This is a genomic window from Cupriavidus sp. CP313, assembly GCF_054072015.1.
In genome coordinates this window covers 37,047-53,076 of the sequence record NZ_JBSVZB010000017.1, presented here as the reverse complement: position 1 = coordinate 53,076, position 16,030 = coordinate 37,047, and the positions used below count along the sequence as shown (strand labels likewise).

Annotated in this window: 17 protein-coding genes; 8 read left to right on the top strand and 9 right to left on the bottom strand. The window is 68.9% G+C overall.

Annotated elements, in window-relative coordinates; all coding sequences use genetic code 11:
* Positions 1 to 498: 498 nt before the first annotated feature.
* Entirely contained in the window at positions 499 to 630 is a 132-nt protein-coding gene (locus ACW4E8_RS22180; protein WP_456806515.1) for a hypothetical protein, read from the top strand.
* A gap of 61 nt (positions 631 to 691) precedes the next feature.
* A complete protein-coding gene (locus tag ACW4E8_RS22175) occupies positions 692 to 874 on the top strand; it encodes a hypothetical protein (protein WP_456806514.1) in 183 nt (60 codons plus the stop codon).
* A gap of 51 nt (positions 875 to 925) precedes the next feature.
* Here ACW4E8_RS22175 and ACW4E8_RS22170 read toward each other — a convergent pair whose 3' ends face one another.
* Positions 926 to 1,351, bottom strand: coding sequence for a hypothetical protein (locus ACW4E8_RS22170; RefSeq protein ID WP_114134738.1), 426 nt, complete (start codon positions 1,349 to 1,351; stop codon positions 926 to 928).
* 264 nt (positions 1,352 to 1,615) lie between these two features.
* Positions 1,616 to 2,725 carry a site-specific integrase gene (locus ACW4E8_RS22165; RefSeq protein WP_456806513.1) on the bottom strand — a complete coding sequence of 370 codons (1,110 nt, stop codon included), beginning with the start codon at positions 2,723 to 2,725 and terminating at the stop codon, positions 1,616 to 1,618.
* Positions 2,726 to 2,839: 114 nt separating this feature from the next.
* Here ACW4E8_RS22165 and ACW4E8_RS22160 point away from each other — a divergent pair, with 114 nt between their 5' ends.
* The 3 genes from ACW4E8_RS22160 (at position 2,840) to ACW4E8_RS22150 (ending at position 4,888) form a co-directional block, all read left to right on the top strand.
* On the top strand, positions 2,840 to 3,805 hold the full coding sequence (locus ACW4E8_RS22160; protein WP_456806512.1) for a DNA-binding protein: 966 nt from the start codon (positions 2,840 to 2,842) through the stop codon (positions 3,803 to 3,805).
* A 97-nt stretch (positions 3,806 to 3,902) separates the two neighbouring features.
* Entirely contained in the window at positions 3,903 to 4,418 is a 516-nt protein-coding gene (gene parS / locus ACW4E8_RS22155) for a type II RES/Xre toxin-antitoxin system antitoxin (RefSeq protein ID WP_456806511.1), read from the top strand.
* Positions 4,415 to 4,888 carry an RES family NAD+ phosphorylase gene (locus ACW4E8_RS22150; protein ID WP_456806510.1) on the top strand — a complete coding sequence of 158 codons (474 nt, stop codon included), beginning with the start codon at positions 4,415 to 4,417 and terminating at the stop codon, positions 4,886 to 4,888. Before parS ends, ACW4E8_RS22150 begins: the two co-directional genes overlap by 4 nt.
* Positions 4,889 to 4,891: 3 nt before the next feature.
* Here the strand turns inward: ACW4E8_RS22150 and ACW4E8_RS22145 are convergent, their stop codons facing one another.
* Positions 4,892 to 6,469: a fatty acid--CoA ligase gene (locus ACW4E8_RS22145; protein WP_456806509.1), complete on the bottom strand. Its 1,578-nt coding sequence runs from the start codon at positions 6,467 to 6,469 to the stop codon at positions 4,892 to 4,894.
* A 256-nt stretch (positions 6,470 to 6,725) separates the two neighbouring features.
* Here ACW4E8_RS22145 and ACW4E8_RS22140 point away from each other — a divergent pair, with 256 nt between their 5' ends.
* Together ACW4E8_RS22140 and ACW4E8_RS22135 are read left to right on the top strand one after the other, a co-directional pair.
* Complete coding sequence (locus ACW4E8_RS22140) at positions 6,726 to 8,975, top strand: ATP-dependent DNA helicase (RefSeq protein ID WP_456806635.1); 2,250 nt, start codon at positions 6,726 to 6,728, stop codon at positions 8,973 to 8,975.
* Between the two features lie 124 nt (positions 8,976 to 9,099).
* A complete protein-coding gene (locus tag ACW4E8_RS22135) occupies positions 9,100 to 9,423 on the top strand; it encodes a thioredoxin family protein (protein WP_013952898.1) in 324 nt (107 codons plus the stop codon).
* A 17-nt stretch (positions 9,424 to 9,440) separates the two neighbouring features.
* On the opposite strand, the gene ACW4E8_RS22130 is transcribed toward ACW4E8_RS22135, so the two are convergent.
* Positions 9,441 to 9,872, bottom strand: a complete 432-nt coding sequence (locus ACW4E8_RS22130; RefSeq protein ID WP_456806508.1) for a VOC family protein — start codon at positions 9,870 to 9,872, stop codon at positions 9,441 to 9,443.
* Between the two features lie 122 nt (positions 9,873 to 9,994).
* On the opposite strand from ACW4E8_RS22130, the gene ACW4E8_RS22125 reads away from it, so the two are divergent.
* Positions 9,995 to 10,879, top strand: coding sequence for a LysR family transcriptional regulator (locus ACW4E8_RS22125; RefSeq protein WP_456806507.1), 885 nt, complete (start codon positions 9,995 to 9,997; stop codon positions 10,877 to 10,879).
* An 11-nt stretch (positions 10,880 to 10,890) separates the two neighbouring features.
* Here ACW4E8_RS22125 and ACW4E8_RS22120 read toward each other — a convergent pair whose 3' ends face one another.
* The 5 genes from ACW4E8_RS22120 to ACW4E8_RS22100 form a co-directional block, all read right to left on the bottom strand.
* Positions 10,891 to 11,226 (bottom strand): cupin domain-containing protein, encoded by a 336-nt coding sequence (locus ACW4E8_RS22120; RefSeq protein WP_456806506.1) that lies wholly within the window; start codon positions 11,224 to 11,226, stop codon positions 10,891 to 10,893.
* 183 nt (positions 11,227 to 11,409) lie between these two features.
* Positions 11,410 to 12,873 (bottom strand): efflux transporter outer membrane subunit, encoded by a 1,464-nt coding sequence (locus tag ACW4E8_RS22115; RefSeq protein ID WP_456806505.1) that lies wholly within the window; start codon positions 12,871 to 12,873, stop codon positions 11,410 to 11,412.
* Positions 12,870 to 13,778 carry an efflux RND transporter periplasmic adaptor subunit gene (locus ACW4E8_RS22110; protein ID WP_456806504.1) on the bottom strand — a complete coding sequence of 303 codons (909 nt, stop codon included), beginning with the start codon at positions 13,776 to 13,778 and terminating at the stop codon, positions 12,870 to 12,872. The genes ACW4E8_RS22115 and ACW4E8_RS22110 overlap by 4 nt, the downstream gene beginning before the upstream one ends.
* Positions 13,775 to 13,993, bottom strand: coding sequence for a DUF1656 domain-containing protein (locus ACW4E8_RS22105; RefSeq protein ID WP_013952905.1), 219 nt, complete (start codon positions 13,991 to 13,993; stop codon positions 13,775 to 13,777). The genes ACW4E8_RS22110 and ACW4E8_RS22105 overlap by 4 nt, the downstream gene beginning before the upstream one ends.
* Positions 13,994 to 14,019: 26 nt before the next feature.
* Positions 14,020 to 16,020: an FUSC family protein gene (locus ACW4E8_RS22100; RefSeq protein WP_456806503.1), complete on the bottom strand. Its 2,001-nt coding sequence runs from the start codon at positions 16,018 to 16,020 to the stop codon at positions 14,020 to 14,022.
* Positions 16,021 to 16,030: the final 10 nt, after the last annotated feature.

Below are 16,030 nucleotides of genomic sequence, written 5' to 3'. Positions count from 1 at the left end.
AATGCCACGATGGCGGGGACCATCGTGGCAGTGTAAGGAACCAGGAAGGGGGTCAACCTGGCTCAGTCGGGGCACCCGCGGGCCGGGTGCAAGAGGACTGTATTCTGTTGTTTCTCATCTGAATATCGGACATTTCTTAAATATGGCCTTGAATTGTCCCGATATGCGCACGTCGATTGCTGCGCGTCATCAGGGCGCGGCCGCATTTCGAGGAATTGCGAGGCTTGCAGTGCGGTCTAACTTGCTGTCAGGCAGCCGAACGCCGGCGTCACGGTGAGGAGCGGATCATGCGATATGGATTGGGAGCGGCCCTCTGCGTGGCAGTGCTGGCTGGCTGCGTCGCGTATCCCTATGCAGGCGACCCTTACTACCCCGCTTATCCGGCCTATCCGGTTTCCTCTGCCTACTACGATAGCTACCCGGTTGCGCCGGCGTACTACCCGTACTACCGTCCTTGGCCCGGCTACGGTGGTTTCTACGGCAGCTTTACCTATATCCATGGCGGCGGTTACGGCAGACACGGTGGGCATCACTGGCATGGCGGTGGTGGCCACGGGAATGGCGGCTGGCATGGGGGTGGACGCGGTGGCGGCCGCGGTGGCAGGGGCCGATGACCATACGTCGCCGTGATGGCAATGCGGCCTGCACGGGATTACCATGCGCTCATGGACGCCAACGGAGCCCCATCTCCATGACCAAGCCCGCAACGCAGAAGCACCAGACGCCAGCCTCCAGTGAACAACAGCGGAAGGATGAACTGATCGAGCGCGAACTGGACGAGGCGCTGAAAGAGACGTTCCCGGCGAGCGACCCCGTGGCTGTCGATACCCATGCACCGCGCAAACCCGGGCCGGTACCGAAACCGGCGAAGTAGGCGGGCAGGCTATGCCGAGGGGCGCGCAACGCGCCCGCGCAATCCGGCGTGCTATGGCAACTGGCGCAGCTGCCCGATCACCGACATCAGCCGTCCGTGCGCCACGATGACGCCGGACTCGTCCTGCAGGGCTTCCTGGTAACGCTTGCGGAAGGCCGGGTCAGAACCGTCGCTGAACAGTTTTTCCGCGGCGCGTCCGACTGCACGGCAGGTTTCGTCGTGGTGTTCCTTGGCCTCCAGCTCTTCGTCGATCTCGATGATCAGGCGCGACAGCGGGTCGAGCCAGCGGAAGTAGTTGTCTTCAGTCACCAGTTGCACAAACAGGCCCGCCGGAATCGGGCCGTTCAGGCGCTCATACTGGGTCCTGTCATAGCCGATGACTTCCTTGTGAACCTGCAGCAAGGCAGCCCGCAGGGCTTTCAGCCCCGAGCGCCGGGTTTCCTGAGTGGCGAGGAATTGTTCGTTGGGCATCCCCATCTCCGCGTTTCTACTTGTTCCGGTCCAGGCAGGTGGTGCGCAATTGCATCCCATGGGCCGCCGCTGCACATCGTGCCAGTGGCGATTGCCTGCCGGATTCTCCGGGCGCGGCCGGCCATGCCTGGCACTGTGCGGCGCGCTGCCAGTATAGGCACCCCCCGCAGCCCGAGCCAGCGCTGCCAGCTAGCGAAATACCCGTATTTGCGCCGCCTGCGCGGCATGATTGGCGCCAGTTGCAAGCCACCCTCAGTCGCCTTCGGCAGATTACGGCGCTTGCGCCAGCAGGTCGGCTGCACGCGAGCGCCGCGCGTCCGCGGCGCGGAAATAACGCACTACCGTCGACACGCTTGCGTGGCCGGTCATGGCCATGGTCTCGGCCAGCGGCACCTGTTGCGTAGCAGCCTCCGTGACAAAGCCCGAGCGCAGTGAGTGCGCTGAGTAGTCACCCTCCAGTCCCGCCAGTGCGCAGCGCGTCTTGACGATGCGGCTGACCGCCGCATCGGACAAACCTTCTCCCACATGCCCGCCGCGGCGGATGCGGCGAAACAGCGGCCCGCTGCTGATGCCGGCGGCCGCAAGCCATGCCTCCAGTGCCTGGCCGGCGGCACCGGTGACGGGCTTGACGGTATCGGCGCGCTCGTTGCCTGACTGGTTGGTCTTGGACCAGCCCAGTGCATAGACGAAGTCACCGGGGCCAAGCCGGGTGAGGTGGTCGAGGGTCGCGCGCGCGACTTCAGAGCGGCGGCGTCCGCCACTGGCCCAGGCAAACAGCAGCAGCGCGCGGTCGCGCAGGCCGCGCAGCGAGTCATCGCAGGTATCGAGCAGGCGCAGCAGCGGATCGCGGGTCAGCGCTGCCTTGCGCGCCTGCCGCTGTCCGCGGCGCGCATAGGCGCGCCGGATGCCGGCCATCAGTTCGCGCACCGCAGCTTCGGCGCAGGGATTGGGCAGGGCCTGCAGTCGGTGGGCCTTGGCCAGTACCGCCAGCCGGTGCGTCAGCGTGGACAGCGCGGGCGGGCCGGGTCGTGCCTTGTATCTGTCAGCGACCAGCGCCTGGTCGATGGCCGCGGGCATCTCGCAGACAGGACCTTGCGGCGTCTGGCGCGTGGCGTGGTCGACGATGAACTGGATGACGACGGCAGGCGCGAGCGGGAGCCGCACAGGTTGCCGGTAGCGCAGGGCATACCAGGCAGACCAGTAGCGCAATGCGGACCGGTAGCTCGCCACCGTGTTTTGGGATTCGCCTTCGCGGCGCAAGGCATTGGCCGCTTGCTCGGCAAGAGGATCCAGTTCGGACGGGCGAAGCGGCGCCGGTAGTTCGACATCGGATGCAATCGGTGGAAAGGAAGCCTCGCGGGCTTCTCGGATTTTTATCATATTAAATATGATGTATGCTGTAATATATCATATGGAAAAGACAAATAACAGCCGATAAGCCTCCATTATCGAACCTTATTTGTCCTCCTCACAGACTTTTTGCCGGATCCCATCATGGAAACCCTCCGCAGCCGTGGCATTACCCGAGACGACGTCTGGCAGGCCGCCGACAGCCTGCTCAAGGCCGGCCAGCGGCCCACCATCGAACGCATTCGCCTGCACCTGGGGCGGGGCTCGCCCAATACGGTCAGCCCGCACCTGGATGCCTGGTTTGCGGCACTGGGTGGACGTATCCAGGATCCACAGGGCTTTGCGCCCGCACCCGGATGCCCGGAGCCAGTCACGGAGGCAGCGCGCTACCTGTGGGAAGCGGCGCTGCAGGTAGCCAAGGCTTCGGCCGAGGCCGCGCTGGTGCAGCGTGAGGCGGCGCTGGCCGAGGCCCGGGCGGCACTGGCGCAGGAGCGCGAAGCGCTGGCGCAGGAACGCCAGGTCATGCAGGCCCGCCTGGAGGGTGCCGAGACGGCCATGGCGGAGCTGACACGGGCCCGCGACGACGCCACGGAGCGTGCTGCGCGCGCTGAAGCCGCAGCCACCGCCCTGCAGCAACAGGCGGAGACGATGCGCGCAGAGTCGGCCGCGGCGCGGTTGGCACACAACGCGATGCAGCAGGATTTCGCTGCGCAGCGGGCGGCGTGGGACCAGGAGCGGGAAACCGTGACCCAGCGCGCCGCCGCCAATGAGCGCCGGATGGCGCTGGAGCTGGATGCCGCGCGCGTGGCGGCCAAGGAAGCTCAAAAGCTGCTGGAAGCCGAGCGCAAGGCGGCCGTTGAGCGGCTGACGCGTGCCGCCGAGGCTGCGTCGCGCCAGGGCAGCGAGATGACCCGCCTTGGCCAGGCGCTCGCCGTGCTGGAAGAACGGGTGCGGCAGCGGGAAAGCCTGCTGGCCGAGTATCGCGACCAGGCGGGTGCCGCAACCACGGCCACCACCGGCCCCGTTAGCCCGGCAGTCCGCCGCACACGGCCGGCCCGCGCTGCGTTGGCCGCCGGCAAGGGCAGTCGGCGGCGCACGCGGGGCTTATAGTGCACCTGGCACAGCGACAACCCAGGGATGCATGGCGGGTGCCCAGGTGGTTTTTGTCAATTGAGCTATACTGAATGCTCATTTGATGAGGTCTGCCATGCCGCTCACGCTCACTCCCGAAGGCCGCTATCCGCTGGCTCATGAACGCCCGGCACCGCCCGAGCTAAGCGTCAACAACTATGCCGCCGTCTATGAGGCCAGCCTGTCGACGCAAGGCGCCATGTCGGTCATCCGCGCGATTCGTGAAGGCGTGCCGGCTTCAGACCTGACCCGCCTGGCCGAGTCCATGGGCACCACCAAGGAGCAGCTGATCAAGACACTGGACTTGCCGCGCGCCACCGTGGACCGCAAGGCGCGGGCGCACCAGAACCTGTCGAGCGAGCAGAGCGAGCGTGTGCTGGGCATGGCGCGGCTGGTCGGGCAGGTCCAGGCGCTGGTGGAAAGCTCGGGCGATCCGCGCGGTTTCAGCGCGGCACAGTGGGTAGCGCAGTGGCTGGAGCAACCGTCGCCGGCGCTGGGCGGGCGCCGGCCCGCTGAGCTGATGGATACGCTCGCCGGCCAGCGCATTGTTTCCGACCTGGTGGCCAGGATGCAGAGCGGGGCGTACGCGTGAGGCCAGCCTGGCGGATCGCGACCGACACCCCAGACTACACCGCGGACGATGCCAGCGGCGCCGGCGCCAAGGCCACCGGCGGGCGCTGGAACCGGCAGGGCACGCCCTTGATCTATGCGGCTTCCAGCATCGCGCTGGCTTGCCTGGAAACGCTGGTCCACCTGGGCGCGGGCGGGCTGCCGCTGAACCGCTACCTGGTCCGGATCGACATCCCCGACGAGCTATGGGCGGCGGCGCAGCAACTGAGCGCCGATACAGCCCCCGTTGGCTGGGATGCCATTCCCGCCGGCAAGACCAGCCTCGACACCGGCGAAGCCTGGACCGCGGCGGGCACCAGCGCCTTGCTGGTGGTGCCTTCCATCGTCATCCCTGAAGAGCACAACGTGCTGGTCAACCCGGCACACCCTGACGCCGCGCGGCTGGCCTACGTCAAGGTCCGCCGCTGGCAGTACGACGCGCGCCTGGTCTGAGGCTCAGGCCGTGGCGCCGGCGCGCAGCATGTGCTTCTGGATCTTGCCGCTGGTGGTCTTGGGCAATGCGTCCAGGAAGTGATAGCGGCGCGGGCGCTTGTAGGCTGCCAGCCGGTCGCCCTGCAGCAGGAAGGCGTCGAGCTGCGCCGCGCTGACCGGTGCGTCTCCACGCGTCACTACATAGGCGCCGACCACCTGGCCCCAGGTCGGATCGGGTTCGCCCAGCACGGCTACCTCCAGCACGGCCGGGTGTTCGATCAGCGCGTCTTCCACCTCGCGCGGATAGACGTTCTCCGCGCCGGAATTGATCATGTAGTCGATGCGGTCGCGGATCCACAGGTAGCCTTCCGCATCCAGGCTGCCGAGATCCCCGGTGTGGTACCAGCCGTGCGCGAGCGCGCGCGCATTGGCATCCGGGCGGTTCAGGTAGCCCTGCATCATGCAGGGGCCACGCACCAGCACTTCGCCGACTTCGCCCGGCACGCACGGCTGCAAGGGGTCGGTCGGTTCGCCGTCGTCGCGCAGCCTGGCCACCACCAGTTCATGGCCGAGCGCGGGCAGGCCTGCCGAGCCGGCGTGGCTCAACTGCTCATGCGGGTAAAGCACCGACATGCACGGGCCCATTTCCGTGGTGCCGTACACCTGCACCAGCCCGGCGCCGACCTTGCGGTCCCATTCGCGGATCAGGTGCGGCGCCATCGACGCGCCGCCGTATTCCACCAGCCGCAGTGACGACACGTCGCGTGTTTCGGCATCCGCATGGTTCAGCAGCATGCCCACCATGGTCGGGGCGGCAAAGAAATGCGTGACGCGTTCGCTTTCCACCAGTTGCCAGGCTTCGCCCGCGTCGAAGCGGCGCTGCAGCACCTGCGTCGCGCCGACCTGCAGGCGGGGCAGGAAGCTGGTATGCAGCTCGGCAGTATGGTTCAGCGGCGCGACCGACAGGCCCACGTCCTCGCGCGACAGCGTCATGGCCTGGTGCATCATTGCGTTGTGCTGCAGCTTGCTGCGATGAGTGTGCACCACGCCTTTGGGGCGGCCAGTGGTGCCGCTCGTGTACATCAGGATGCAGGGATCGTCCTCATGGACCGTCACCACCGGCGGCGTGGCCGGCTGGCCCGCGGCCAGCGTGTCGAGCCGGTGCGTGGCCAAGGCGGGCGCGGCATCGGGGTCGGCATAGATGCGCAGCGCGGTACCGGGCGCCAGTTCGGCTGCCTTTTCCACCACGCCCGCGCCTTCCTGCTCGAACAGCACTGCCTTGGCGCCGCCATCGTTCAGGATGTAGGCCAGTTCCTGCGCAGCCAGGCGGTAGTTGACCGGGTTGTAGACCGCGCCGATGCGCGCCGTGGCCAGCAGCGTGAAGACGAAGGCCGGGGTGTTGTAGAGGAAGGCCGCGACCACGTCGCCCTTGCCGATCCCCAGCGACTGCAGCGCGTGCGCGTGGCGGTTGACCTCGGCATCGAGCTCCGCATAGGTCCACGCGCGTCGCCCGGCACCGATGCCGCTGACCAGCGCGGTCTTGCGCGGCAGGTAGCGCGCGGGCCAGGAGAGGGTGTCGCCAAGGGTGGTGCCGCGGGTCAAGGTTGTGCTCCGGTCGTGGTCCGCTGCCGGCGGGTCGGCAGGCGGTTGTTGTCTTGTAAGCCGGACAATATAGAGCGGCGGGTGGGGCACATGGAAATAACGTTTTGCTCTTTCCTTATGCCGGAGCGATGGTCACGGGATAACAGTCTTGCGTGATACTGTATATTCATACAGTTATCGCCGCGTGCCCCTTCCTGTGCCTGCCGTCCCGCCGTCCCTTCCAGCCCCGCCTGTCACGCTAGCCGCTCCGGCCTACGTGGTGGCCGTGCGCGCGCTGTGCGAGTTCACCGCCAAGGCGGGCGACCTGGACCTGCGCTTCGTGCCGACGCCATCGGCGCAGGAGGGCGTGGCCGGGCATGCCGTAGTGACCAGCCGGCGCGGGGAGGGCTACCAGGCCGAGGTGGCGCTTGCCGCCGATTTCGGCCCCTTGCATGTGCGCGGCCGCGCCGACGGCTATGATCCCACCGCCAACCGCCTGGAAGAAATCAAGACCGTGCGCGGCGATGCCGCCGTGCCGGACAACCACCGCCAGCTGCACTGGGCGCAGGCCAAGGTCTATGGTTGCCTGCTATGCCGCAAGCTGGGGCTGCCGGGGCTGGAGATCGCGGTGGTCTATTTCGACATCATCAGCCAGCGCGAGTATCCGGTCGCGGAGCACTTCACTGCGCAGGCGCTTGAAGCCTTCTTCGTGCAGACCTGCGAGCAGTTCCTGCACTGGGCGCAGGCGGAACTGGCCCACCGGCAGGCGCGCGATGGCGCGCTGGCGCAACTGGCCTTTCCGCACCAGGGCTTCCGCCCGGGCCAGCGCGAACTGGCGCAGGCGGTCTACAACGCCAACCGCGCGGGCCGCCACCTGCTGGCGCAGGCACCCACCGGCATCGGCAAGTCAGTCGGCACATTGTTCCCGGTGCTCAAGGCCATGCCGGGGCAGGGCATCGACAAGGTGTACTTCCTGTCGGCCCGATCCACCGGGCGCGGGGTGGCGCTGCACGCCGCCAATGCGCTGCGCAGCCACGGCGCGCAGCCGCTGCATGTGCTGGAGCTGGTGGCCCGCGACAAGGCCTGCGAGCATCCGGAGCTGGCCTGCCATGGCGAGTCCTGCCCGCTGGCGCGCGGCTTCTATGACCGCCTGCCAGCAGCACGCGAAGCGGCGCGCGGCGTGCCGGTGCGCGACCGCGCCGCGGTGCGCGCGCTGGCGCTGGCACACGGGATCTGCCCTTACTACCTGTCGCAGGAGCTGGTGCGCTGGAGCGACGTGGTGGTGGCTGACTACAACTACTACTTCGACCGCAGCGCGTTGCTGTATGCGCTGACCGCGGCCAATGGCTGGAGCACCAGCGTGCTGGTGGACGAGGCCCATAACCTGGTCGAGCGCGGCCGCGCCATGTACACCGCCGAACTCGACCCCCAATCGCTGCGCGAGGTGCGCCGCAGCGCGCCGGCCGTCGTGCGCAAGCCATTGACGCGGCTGGCCCGGCAATGGAGCACGCTGGCGCGCCAGAGTGACGACGCCTATGAAGCCCTGCCCGAAGTGCCCGCCGCCTTCCGCCGTGCGCTGGACGAATGCTGCGCGGCGGCACTGACGCATATGACCGAGCATCCTGGCGCGCAGGATCCTGCGCTGCAGCGCTTCTATTTCGATGCGCTGCATTTTGGCCGCCTCGCCGAGCAGCTCGACGCGCATTCGCTGTTCGATATCCAGCGCGTGCCGCGCACCGGCCGCGGCCACCATGCGCGGCTGTGCCTGCGCAATGTCATCCCGGCCCCGTTCCTGCGCCCACGCTTTGCCGCCGCGCATTCGTGCACGCTGTTCTCCGCGACACTCGATCCCGCCGCCTATTACCTCGATACGCTGGGTTTGCCTGCCGATTGCGCGCGGGTGCAAGTGCCATCGCCGTTCCGCGCCGAGCAATTGTCAGTGCGGATCGCCTCGCGCATCTCCACCCGCTATGCCAGGCGCGAACAGTCGCTGCCTGCCATCGTCGCGCTGATGGCCAGCCAGTTCCGGACACGGCGCGGCAACTACCTGGCGTTCTTCAGCAGCCACGAGTACCTGCAGCAAGCCGTGGCCCGCTTCGCTCAGTCTCACCCCGATATTCCGCATTGGGTGCAGTCGCGGGGCATGGACGAAGCCGCGCAGGCGGCGTTTCTGGACACGTTTGCGGCAGGCGGCGAGGGCATTGGCTTTGCGGTGCTTGGCGGCGCCTTTGCCGAAGGCGTGGACCTGCCCGGCGAGCGCCTGATCGGCGCCTTCGTTGCCACCCTGGGGCTGCCACAGTTCAACGCGGTCAACGAGCAGTTCCGCGCGCGCATGCAACAGGCGTTCGGGCAGGGCTATGCCTATGCCTACCTGTATCCCGGGCTGCGCAAGGTGGTGCAGGCGGCGGGCCGTGTCATCCGCACGCAGCAGGACCAGGGCGTGGTCTACCTGATCGACGACCGCTTTGCCGCGGCCGAGGTGCGCGAACTGCTGCCAGCATGGTGGGAAATCGCCACGGCGGCGTAGAAATTGCACAGCCGGGCGGGTCTGGGGCATCCTCTGTGCGCGGTGCCTGCCCGGAGTTGCCGCTGGAACGAATCTGGCAGGCATGCGGATGCCATCAGCCAGCTGTCGCGAAAGGACCAGATCCATGCCCATGACCCAACAATACGCGGCCACCGAGCCGACCCGCACGGAAGTGGATGCGCTGCCGGGCGCCACCGTGCTGGAATTCGGCGCGCCGTGGTGCGGCTACTGCCAGCGCGCCCAGCCGGCACTGGCCGAGGCCTTCGCCGTGCATCCGGCGTTGCGCCATCTCAAGATCGAGGACGGCAGCGGGCGCCGGCTCGGCCGGTCGTTTCACATCAAGCTGTGGCCAACGCTGGTGTTCCTGCGCGACGGGCAGGAGGTGGCGCGGCTGGTGCGCCCGACCGAGTCCGACCCGATCCGCGAGGCCATGCGCCGTATTGCGTAGCCCGGCCGCGCGCTGCCTTACTTGGCGAACACCTGGCTCATGTCGCCAAAGGCCTTGAACTCCAGCGCGTTGCCCGACGGGTCCAGGAAGAACATGGTGGCCTGCTCGCCAACCTGGCCCTTGAAGCGCACATGCGGCTCGATCACGAACTGTGTGCCCGCCGCGCGCAGCCGCTCGGCCAGGGCCTCCCATTCGCCCATCGGCAGGATCGCACCGAAGTGCCGCACCGGCACGTCATCGCCATCGACTGCACTGGTGGCGCGGTGTCCGCATTCCTCGGGCGACAGGTGTGCCACCACCTGGTGGCCATAGAAATTGAAGTCCACCCATGCCTCGGAACTGCGCCCTTCGGGACAGCCAAGCAAGTCGCCATAGAAGCGCCTTGCCTCGGCCAGGTCGCGCACGGGGAAAGCCAGGTGGAACAGGGGGATAGAGGAAGTCGCGCTCATGCGGGGGGCCTTTGTCGGGTGTCGGTATGCGGGCAGGCGTTGGCCTGCGCGTTGATTGTAGACAGCACAACCCGTAATATGAAGCGAATCATTTTTGCTCTGAGCATCAGACTTTTCGATAGATGATCCGCTACTTCCAGACCTTCCTGGTGGCCGCCGAAACCGGCTCGTTCTCCGCCGCCGCGGCGCGGCTGGCGCTGACGCAGTCGGCCGTCAGCACACAGATCCGGCGGCTGGAAGAGGACCTGGACTGCGTACTCTTCGATCGCACCGGGAAGTCGGTCGCGCTCAGCGAAGCCGGGCGCCGGCTGGTGCCGGAGGCGCGGCGCTTTGTCGAGCTTTATGCCGCGATGAAAGACCGCGCCGGCCCGCACGCCGACGCCGCGCCGGTGGAGCTGGGCGCGGTGTCAACCGTCCAGGCCACCTTGCTGGCCGATGCGATGCGGCATTTCCGGGGGCGGTTTCCGGACTCGCACGTCAACGTGGTGCCGGGCATGTCCACCCAGCTGCTGACACAGGTGGATGCGCGCGAACTGGATATCGCCGTGCTGATCCGGCCGCGGCTGGGTTTTCCGCCGGACCTCAAGTGGGTGCCGCTGGTGCGCGAGGGCTTTGTCGGCATTGGTCCCGCCGGTGCGCCTGCAGACCTGCGCGCGCTGCTGGAGACGCTTCCGTTCATCCGCTACAACCGCCACAGCACCGGCGGGCAGCTGGTGGACGGCTACCTGAAGCGGCAGCGGCTATGGGTCAGGGAAGGGATGGAGCTGGATGAGCCGGCCGTGATCCTGCAGATGGTGGCAGCTGGCCTGGGTTGCGCCATTATCCCGTCCGAACTGGTGCCATTGCGGCAGTCCGCGGGCGTGGTGCAGGCGCCATTGCCGGGCGGGCCGCTCTATCGCGACGTAGGCGTGCTGGTGCGCGAATCGGCACTGCGCCGCGAGCCTGTGGCGGCGCTGATCGATGCCTTTGTGGCCGCCAGCGCGCGCTGGCAGCCTGTCGTTGCGTAAGGCGGGACTACTCAGCGGCTGCCGGGCAGGACCAACGTGACCAGCACTGAGGCATCGGAGAGGGCAGTCACGTCGTAGCGCACGCTCGGCCCCAGGTAGAGCAGGTCGCCCTGGTGCAGCTGGCGCTCGGCGCCGTCCACCCGCACGCGCACCTCGCCCTCCAGGCATTGCACGGTCATCGGGCCATCCACCGCATGGGGCGGCACATGCTTGCCTGCCTTCAGCACCAGCCGCATCACTTCCAGCGGGCCTTCCTTGAACAGGGCCTGGGTGGCGGTCTGGTCCAGCCGTGTGCCCAGAGGCAACACGCTGGCAATCTGTCCGGATTCAAGATGGGGAAGGGACATGCGCGGCTCCTCGCTCTTCTGGTGGGGTGGCTTGTCAGGCACGGCCGGCGCCTGGCGGCGGCACGCCTTCTCAATCTAGCACCGGAGCGCGCACCTCAGTAGCACTCAGCGTGATGTAACCGGCGAAGGCGCCGAAGTGGCAGCGCCCGATTGTGCGCAAGGGGTGGCCTGGCGGGCAAAGTATCAGTCGTTTTCTTCATCGGTCGATGCATTGGCGGACGCTACCTTCCGGCCGGCCTGCCAACCGCCGCCAAGTGCCAGGAACAGGTCGACCTGGCGGGCGGCGACATGGCCTTCGGAGGCCGCCAGCGCGGCCTGTGCATCGGCCAGCGTGCGCTCGGCGTCCAGGTGCGCCAGGTACGGGATGCGCCCCGCCTGCTGCAGGCGGTGCTGCAGCCGCGCGGCTTCCGCGGCCTGTTCGCGCGCCGCGTGCAGGGCTTCGTGCCGTTCCAGTTCACGCGTGTAGGCCGACAACGCCGTTTCCGTTTCCTGCAGCGCACGCAGCACCGCGCCGTCAAAGCGCGCCAGGGCGGCGTCGGCCGCGGCGTCATGCCCGTGGATGCGATGGCGCACGCCGTTGGTCGGCAGCGACCAGCTCAGCAGCGGCCCCACGCTCCAGCGCGCCGTCGGGCCGCTGCCAAGGTGGCTCAGCACGCCGGTCAGCCCGGCGCTGGCGCCGATGCGGATCGATGGATACAGGTCCGCCGTGGCCACGCCGATGCGAGCGGTGGCCGCGGCCAGTTCGCGTTCCGCCTGGCGGATATCGGGCCGGCGCCTGAGCAGCGCGGCGCCGTCGCCGACTGGCAGCGGCGCACGCAGCGTGGGTTCCGCATGGCAGTCCACCTCGGCCTCTGGCAGTGCCGCAGGCGGCTTGCCCAGCAGCAGCGCCATCCGGTGGCGTGCGGCGCTACGCGCGGCTTCCAGCGTTGGCAAGGCAGCGCGCAGCGCTTCGGTGCGGGCGCGCTCGCGCGCTACCTCGGCGGGTTCGCCGCGGCCGGCGGCGACCAGGCGGCCGGTGGCGTCCAGCGTGCGTTGCTGTACCGCGAGCTGCTGCGTGGCGGCGGCCAGTTCATGCGTGGCGGCGCAGCCCTGCACGTAGGCGCGTACGGTCTGCGCCGCCACGGTGACGCGCACCATGTCGAGCGTGGCCTCGCTGGCTTCGGCGCCGGCCAGCGCGGCCTCGTCGGCGCGGGCCAGCTTGCCGAAGAAGTCGATCAGGTAGGACACCCCGAAACCGAAGTCCCCCAGGTTGAATACCGGTGGCTTGGTGGTCTGCAGGAAGCTCTCGCCCGACAGCTGCGCGCGCGATACGCTGGCGCTGGCGCCGCCCTGGGGCAGGTTCTCAGACTCCACCTCATGCAGCAGTGCCATCGCGCGGCGCAGGTTGGCGCTGGCGGCGCGGATGTCGGTGTTGGCGGCCAGCGCCTGTTCGACCAGCCGGTCGAGCCGCTCGTCGTCATAGAGCCGCCACCAGTCGTCGGGCACGGGCGCGATGGCCACGCCGTGCGCTTCGGCGCCCTGCAGCGGCCCGTTGGCCGCGGGCGCGCGCACCGCCGCATGATCGGGCACGCGATAGTCCGGGCCCACGGTCGTGCAGGCGCACAGGCAGGCCGCGGCGCACGCCAGCCAGGGATGGCGCCGCCTCACGACCGGGGCCCCGTGCGGCGGCCGGCGTCATCGTCGCGCCTGGCTTCGCGAACGGCAACAGTCGCGGTGCGGCCGGAGACCAGGCGCACATCCGCGGGCACGTCCTCCAGCACGATGCGCACCGGCACGCGCTGTGCCAGCCGCACCCAGTTGAAAGTCGGGTTGACGTTGGGCAGCAGGTTCGAGCCCGCGCTGCGGTCGCGGTCCTCGATGCCGGCGGCGATGCTCTGCACGTGCCCGCGCAGTTGCCGGGGCTCGCCCATGATATGCACGTCGACCGGGCTGCCGATGCGGATCCGGTGCAGCTTGGTTTCCTCGAAATAGCCTTCCACGTGGAAGGAACCGGCATCGACCATCGACAGCACCGGACGGCCGGTCGAGACATAGTCGCCCAGGCGCGGCAGCCGGTCGTTGAGATAGCCCGCCACCGGGCTGCGCACGCTGGTGCGCTCCAGGTTGAGCCGGGCCAGCCGCACCGCGGCTTCGGCGTGCGCCAGCGCGGCTTCGCCTTGCTCTACGCGGGCACGCCCCTGTTCCGCGACTTCGGCGGCAACCAGGCCGTCCAGGTCATGGTTGCGCGCAGCTTCGCGCCGCGCCTGCGCCAGCGCGGCGCGCCGGGTTGCCAGCGTGGCCAGCGCCTGCTGCAGGGCCAGCGCGTAGCGGTCGCGGTCGATCTCGAACAGGACTTCGCCTGGCTGCACATGCTGGTTGTCGCGCGCCAGCACGCGCGTGACCAGCCCTGACACATCGGGCGCCACCTGGATGATGTCGGCACGCACGTGTCCGTCGCGGGTCCATGGCGCGGCCGTGTAGTAGTCCCACAGGTGGCGCAGCACCAGCAGGGCGGCGATGGCGGCCAGCAGCGTTGGCAGCAAGGGAAGCAGGGGGCGGAGTCGGAAGGTCATGACGGCAGTCCCGGCACCGCGACAAAGACTGCGGCCACGGCGCCAAGGACGATCACATAAAGGGAAAGATTGAACAGCGAGCGGTGCCAGATATGCCGGTAGCAGCCCAGCGCGGCCAGCACCATGCGGATCGCGGTAGTGACGGCGAAGGCCAGCACCATCAGCACCAGCACGCCTGGCACGAAGACGCCATAGAGGTCGATTTCACTGAGCATTCGGCGGCAGCGGAGAGTTGGGGAGATCAGCGGGGCAGGGCAGCCGCCGGGCCAGGCAGCAGCGTGACCTGCAGCACCACCAGCGCGCCGAGCGTGCCGCGGTGGTCAGAGCGGCCACTTGCGGGCAGCGCGGCCACGCCGGCGATGGCATCGGCCACCCAGCCGGCCAGCCCCGCCGGCGCCGGCACGGCATGGCCCGCGCGCAGCCGTGCGCGGAAATGCCGCGCCACCGCGGCCAGTACACGGCGCACCGGCTTGCGCGCCGCGGGCGGCAAGGCCGGCAGCGCCTTCTGCAGCGCCAGCGCGCAGTAGCCGACTTGCAGCGCGTGGAAGCCGTCGGACGACAAGGGATCGCCGGCAGCCCCCAGCCGCGGCACCAGCTGGCCGAGCCGGTCAAGCATGCGCGCGCCCAGCCGCGCATCACCATCGGCCGCGCGCAGCGTGGCGGCCTGGGCCAGGTCCTGCCAGCTGGCGCGCACCAGCCGGTGCGCCGCCGCGCGCGCGCCGAACGGGCGTACCGCCATCGACCACAGCGGCGCGAACAGCATTGCCGCGGCGCTGGCCAGGCAGGTATTGAAGGTGCCGAGGAAATCCGCATCGAACACCGCCTGCACGTTGGCGAACGAGGCCGTGTTCACCGACAGCAGCATCGCAATCAACTGGAAGCCCGGGCGCGCGATCAGCAGGCCGATACCGAGGTAGGGCAGCGCCAGCATCGCGGCTAGCGCTTCAAAGGTGTGCGCGTGCGGCACCACCAGGAACAGGTAGCCGGACGACACCAGCAGGCAGATCGTGCTCCAGCGCAGGAAGGCACCGGCCATGCGGCGCGGCTCGTCGATGGCCGCAAAGAAGCAGCAGGCGATCGATGCCACCGCGACCGCGCCGGCGCCGTCCTCCCAGCCCGAGAAGATCCACAGCAGCCCCGCGCAGAAAACGGCCAGGCCGCTGGACACGGCGCCGAACAGCAGCATGCCGTGGTCGTGGTGATGGCCGGCAGTCTCCGGGGCCGGGTCGCCGCGTAGCAGCGGCGCGCCGGCGCTGCGGTCGCCGATGCCTTGCTGCAGGGCCCGGCATTCAGCGTACAAGGTGCCCAGGCGCTGCAGCTGGTCCGCCGCCGTGGCGGCGAGGCCGGCTTGCCAGTCGACCTCGCCCGCGCGGCCATCGGCAGGCCAGCCGCCCGTGGCGACGGGAGGCGGCGTGGCAGCATCGGTCGCCAGCCAGGCGGTCGTCGCAGCCAGGGCCTCGCGCAGTGGCAGCGGCATGCCGTCCGCATGGCTGCGCAGCGCCTGCAGCACGCTTTCCAGCGACGACAGCAGCGGCATCAGCATGGTCATGCGCTGGCGCAGCGCGCGGGCATGGCGCAGCGTGTGGCTGCCCTCGGTGTCATAGGCCAGCTGGCTGGCCAGCTGGTCCAGCGCCAGGATGTCGGCGGCGAGCCGGTGGCGGCTGTCGTCGGCGCGCGGGCTGCCGGTGACGATGTCCGATGCCCAGGCCGCCGCGTCGGCCAGCCAGGTGGCTGCGCGGGACCGCAGCGCGGGCGCCACCTTGGCCGGGAAGACGACCGAGCCCACCAGCCCGGCGCAGACGATGCCGATCACGATTTCCTCGATCCGGGCCACGGCAATATCGAAGATCTGCGCCGGCGCGCTGACGGCCGGCAGCGCGACGATCGGCAGGGTGTAGGCCGCCAGCAGGTACACATAGCTGCGCGGCGTGCGCTGCAGCAGCGACAGGTACACCAGCACGGTGATCCACAGCGCGATCGCGCCCATCAGCACGATCGGCATGTTGACCAGCTGCGGCACCGTGGCCACCGCGGCAGTGGCGCCCAGCATCGTGCCGGCCACGCGGTAGGCCGCCTTGGAACGGGTGGCGCCGGTCAGGGGATGGGAAACAAAGTACACCGTCGCCATGGCCCAGTACGGCCGCGGCAGGCCCAGCGCCAGCGCGATGTAGAGCGCCAGCATCGCGGCGGCGAATGCCTTCAGCGAGAACAGCCACTGTCGTGCATTCGGCCAGCTAGCCATGGAGCGGGGT

Bases quoted from the DNA above. Each gene is read 5' to 3' on its own strand.
- ACW4E8_RS22175 (WP_456806514.1), top strand. From the start codon at position 692: ATGACCAAGCCCGCAACGCAGAAGCACCAGACGCCAGCCTCCAGTGAA.
- ACW4E8_RS22135 (WP_013952898.1), top strand. From the start codon at position 9,100: ATGCCCATGACCCAACAATACGCGGCCACCGAGCCGACCCGCACGGAA.
- ACW4E8_RS22180 (WP_456806515.1), top strand. From the start codon at position 499: ATGGCGGCGGTTACGGCAGACACGGTGGGCATCACTGGCATGGCGGTG.
- ACW4E8_RS22125 (WP_456806507.1), top strand. From the start codon at position 9,995: ATGATCCGCTACTTCCAGACCTTCCTGGTGGCCGCCGAAACCGGCTCG.
- parS (WP_456806511.1), top strand. From the start codon at position 3,903: ATGCCGCTCACGCTCACTCCCGAAGGCCGCTATCCGCTGGCTCATGAA.
- ACW4E8_RS22100 (WP_456806503.1), bottom strand. From the start codon at position 16,020: ATGGCTAGCTGGCCGAATGCACGACAGTGGCTGTTCTCGCTGAAGGCA.
- ACW4E8_RS22165 (WP_456806513.1), bottom strand. From the start codon at position 2,725: ATGATAAAAATCCGAGAAGCCCGCGAGGCTTCCTTTCCACCGATTGCA.
- ACW4E8_RS22120 (WP_456806506.1), bottom strand. From the start codon at position 11,226: ATGTCCCTTCCCCATCTTGAATCCGGACAGATTGCCAGCGTGTTGCCT.
- ACW4E8_RS22160 (WP_456806512.1), top strand. From the start codon at position 2,840: ATGGAAACCCTCCGCAGCCGTGGCATTACCCGAGACGACGTCTGGCAG.
- ACW4E8_RS22110 (WP_456806504.1), bottom strand. From the start codon at position 13,778: ATGACCTTCCGACTCCGCCCCCTGCTTCCCTTGCTGCCAACGCTGCTG.
- ACW4E8_RS22130 (WP_456806508.1), bottom strand. From the start codon at position 9,872: ATGAGCGCGACTTCCTCTATCCCCCTGTTCCACCTGGCTTTCCCCGTG.
- ACW4E8_RS22105 (WP_013952905.1), bottom strand. From the start codon at position 13,993: ATGCTCAGTGAAATCGACCTCTATGGCGTCTTCGTGCCAGGCGTGCTG.
- ACW4E8_RS22170 (WP_114134738.1), bottom strand. From the start codon at position 1,351: ATGGGGATGCCCAACGAACAATTCCTCGCCACTCAGGAAACCCGGCGC.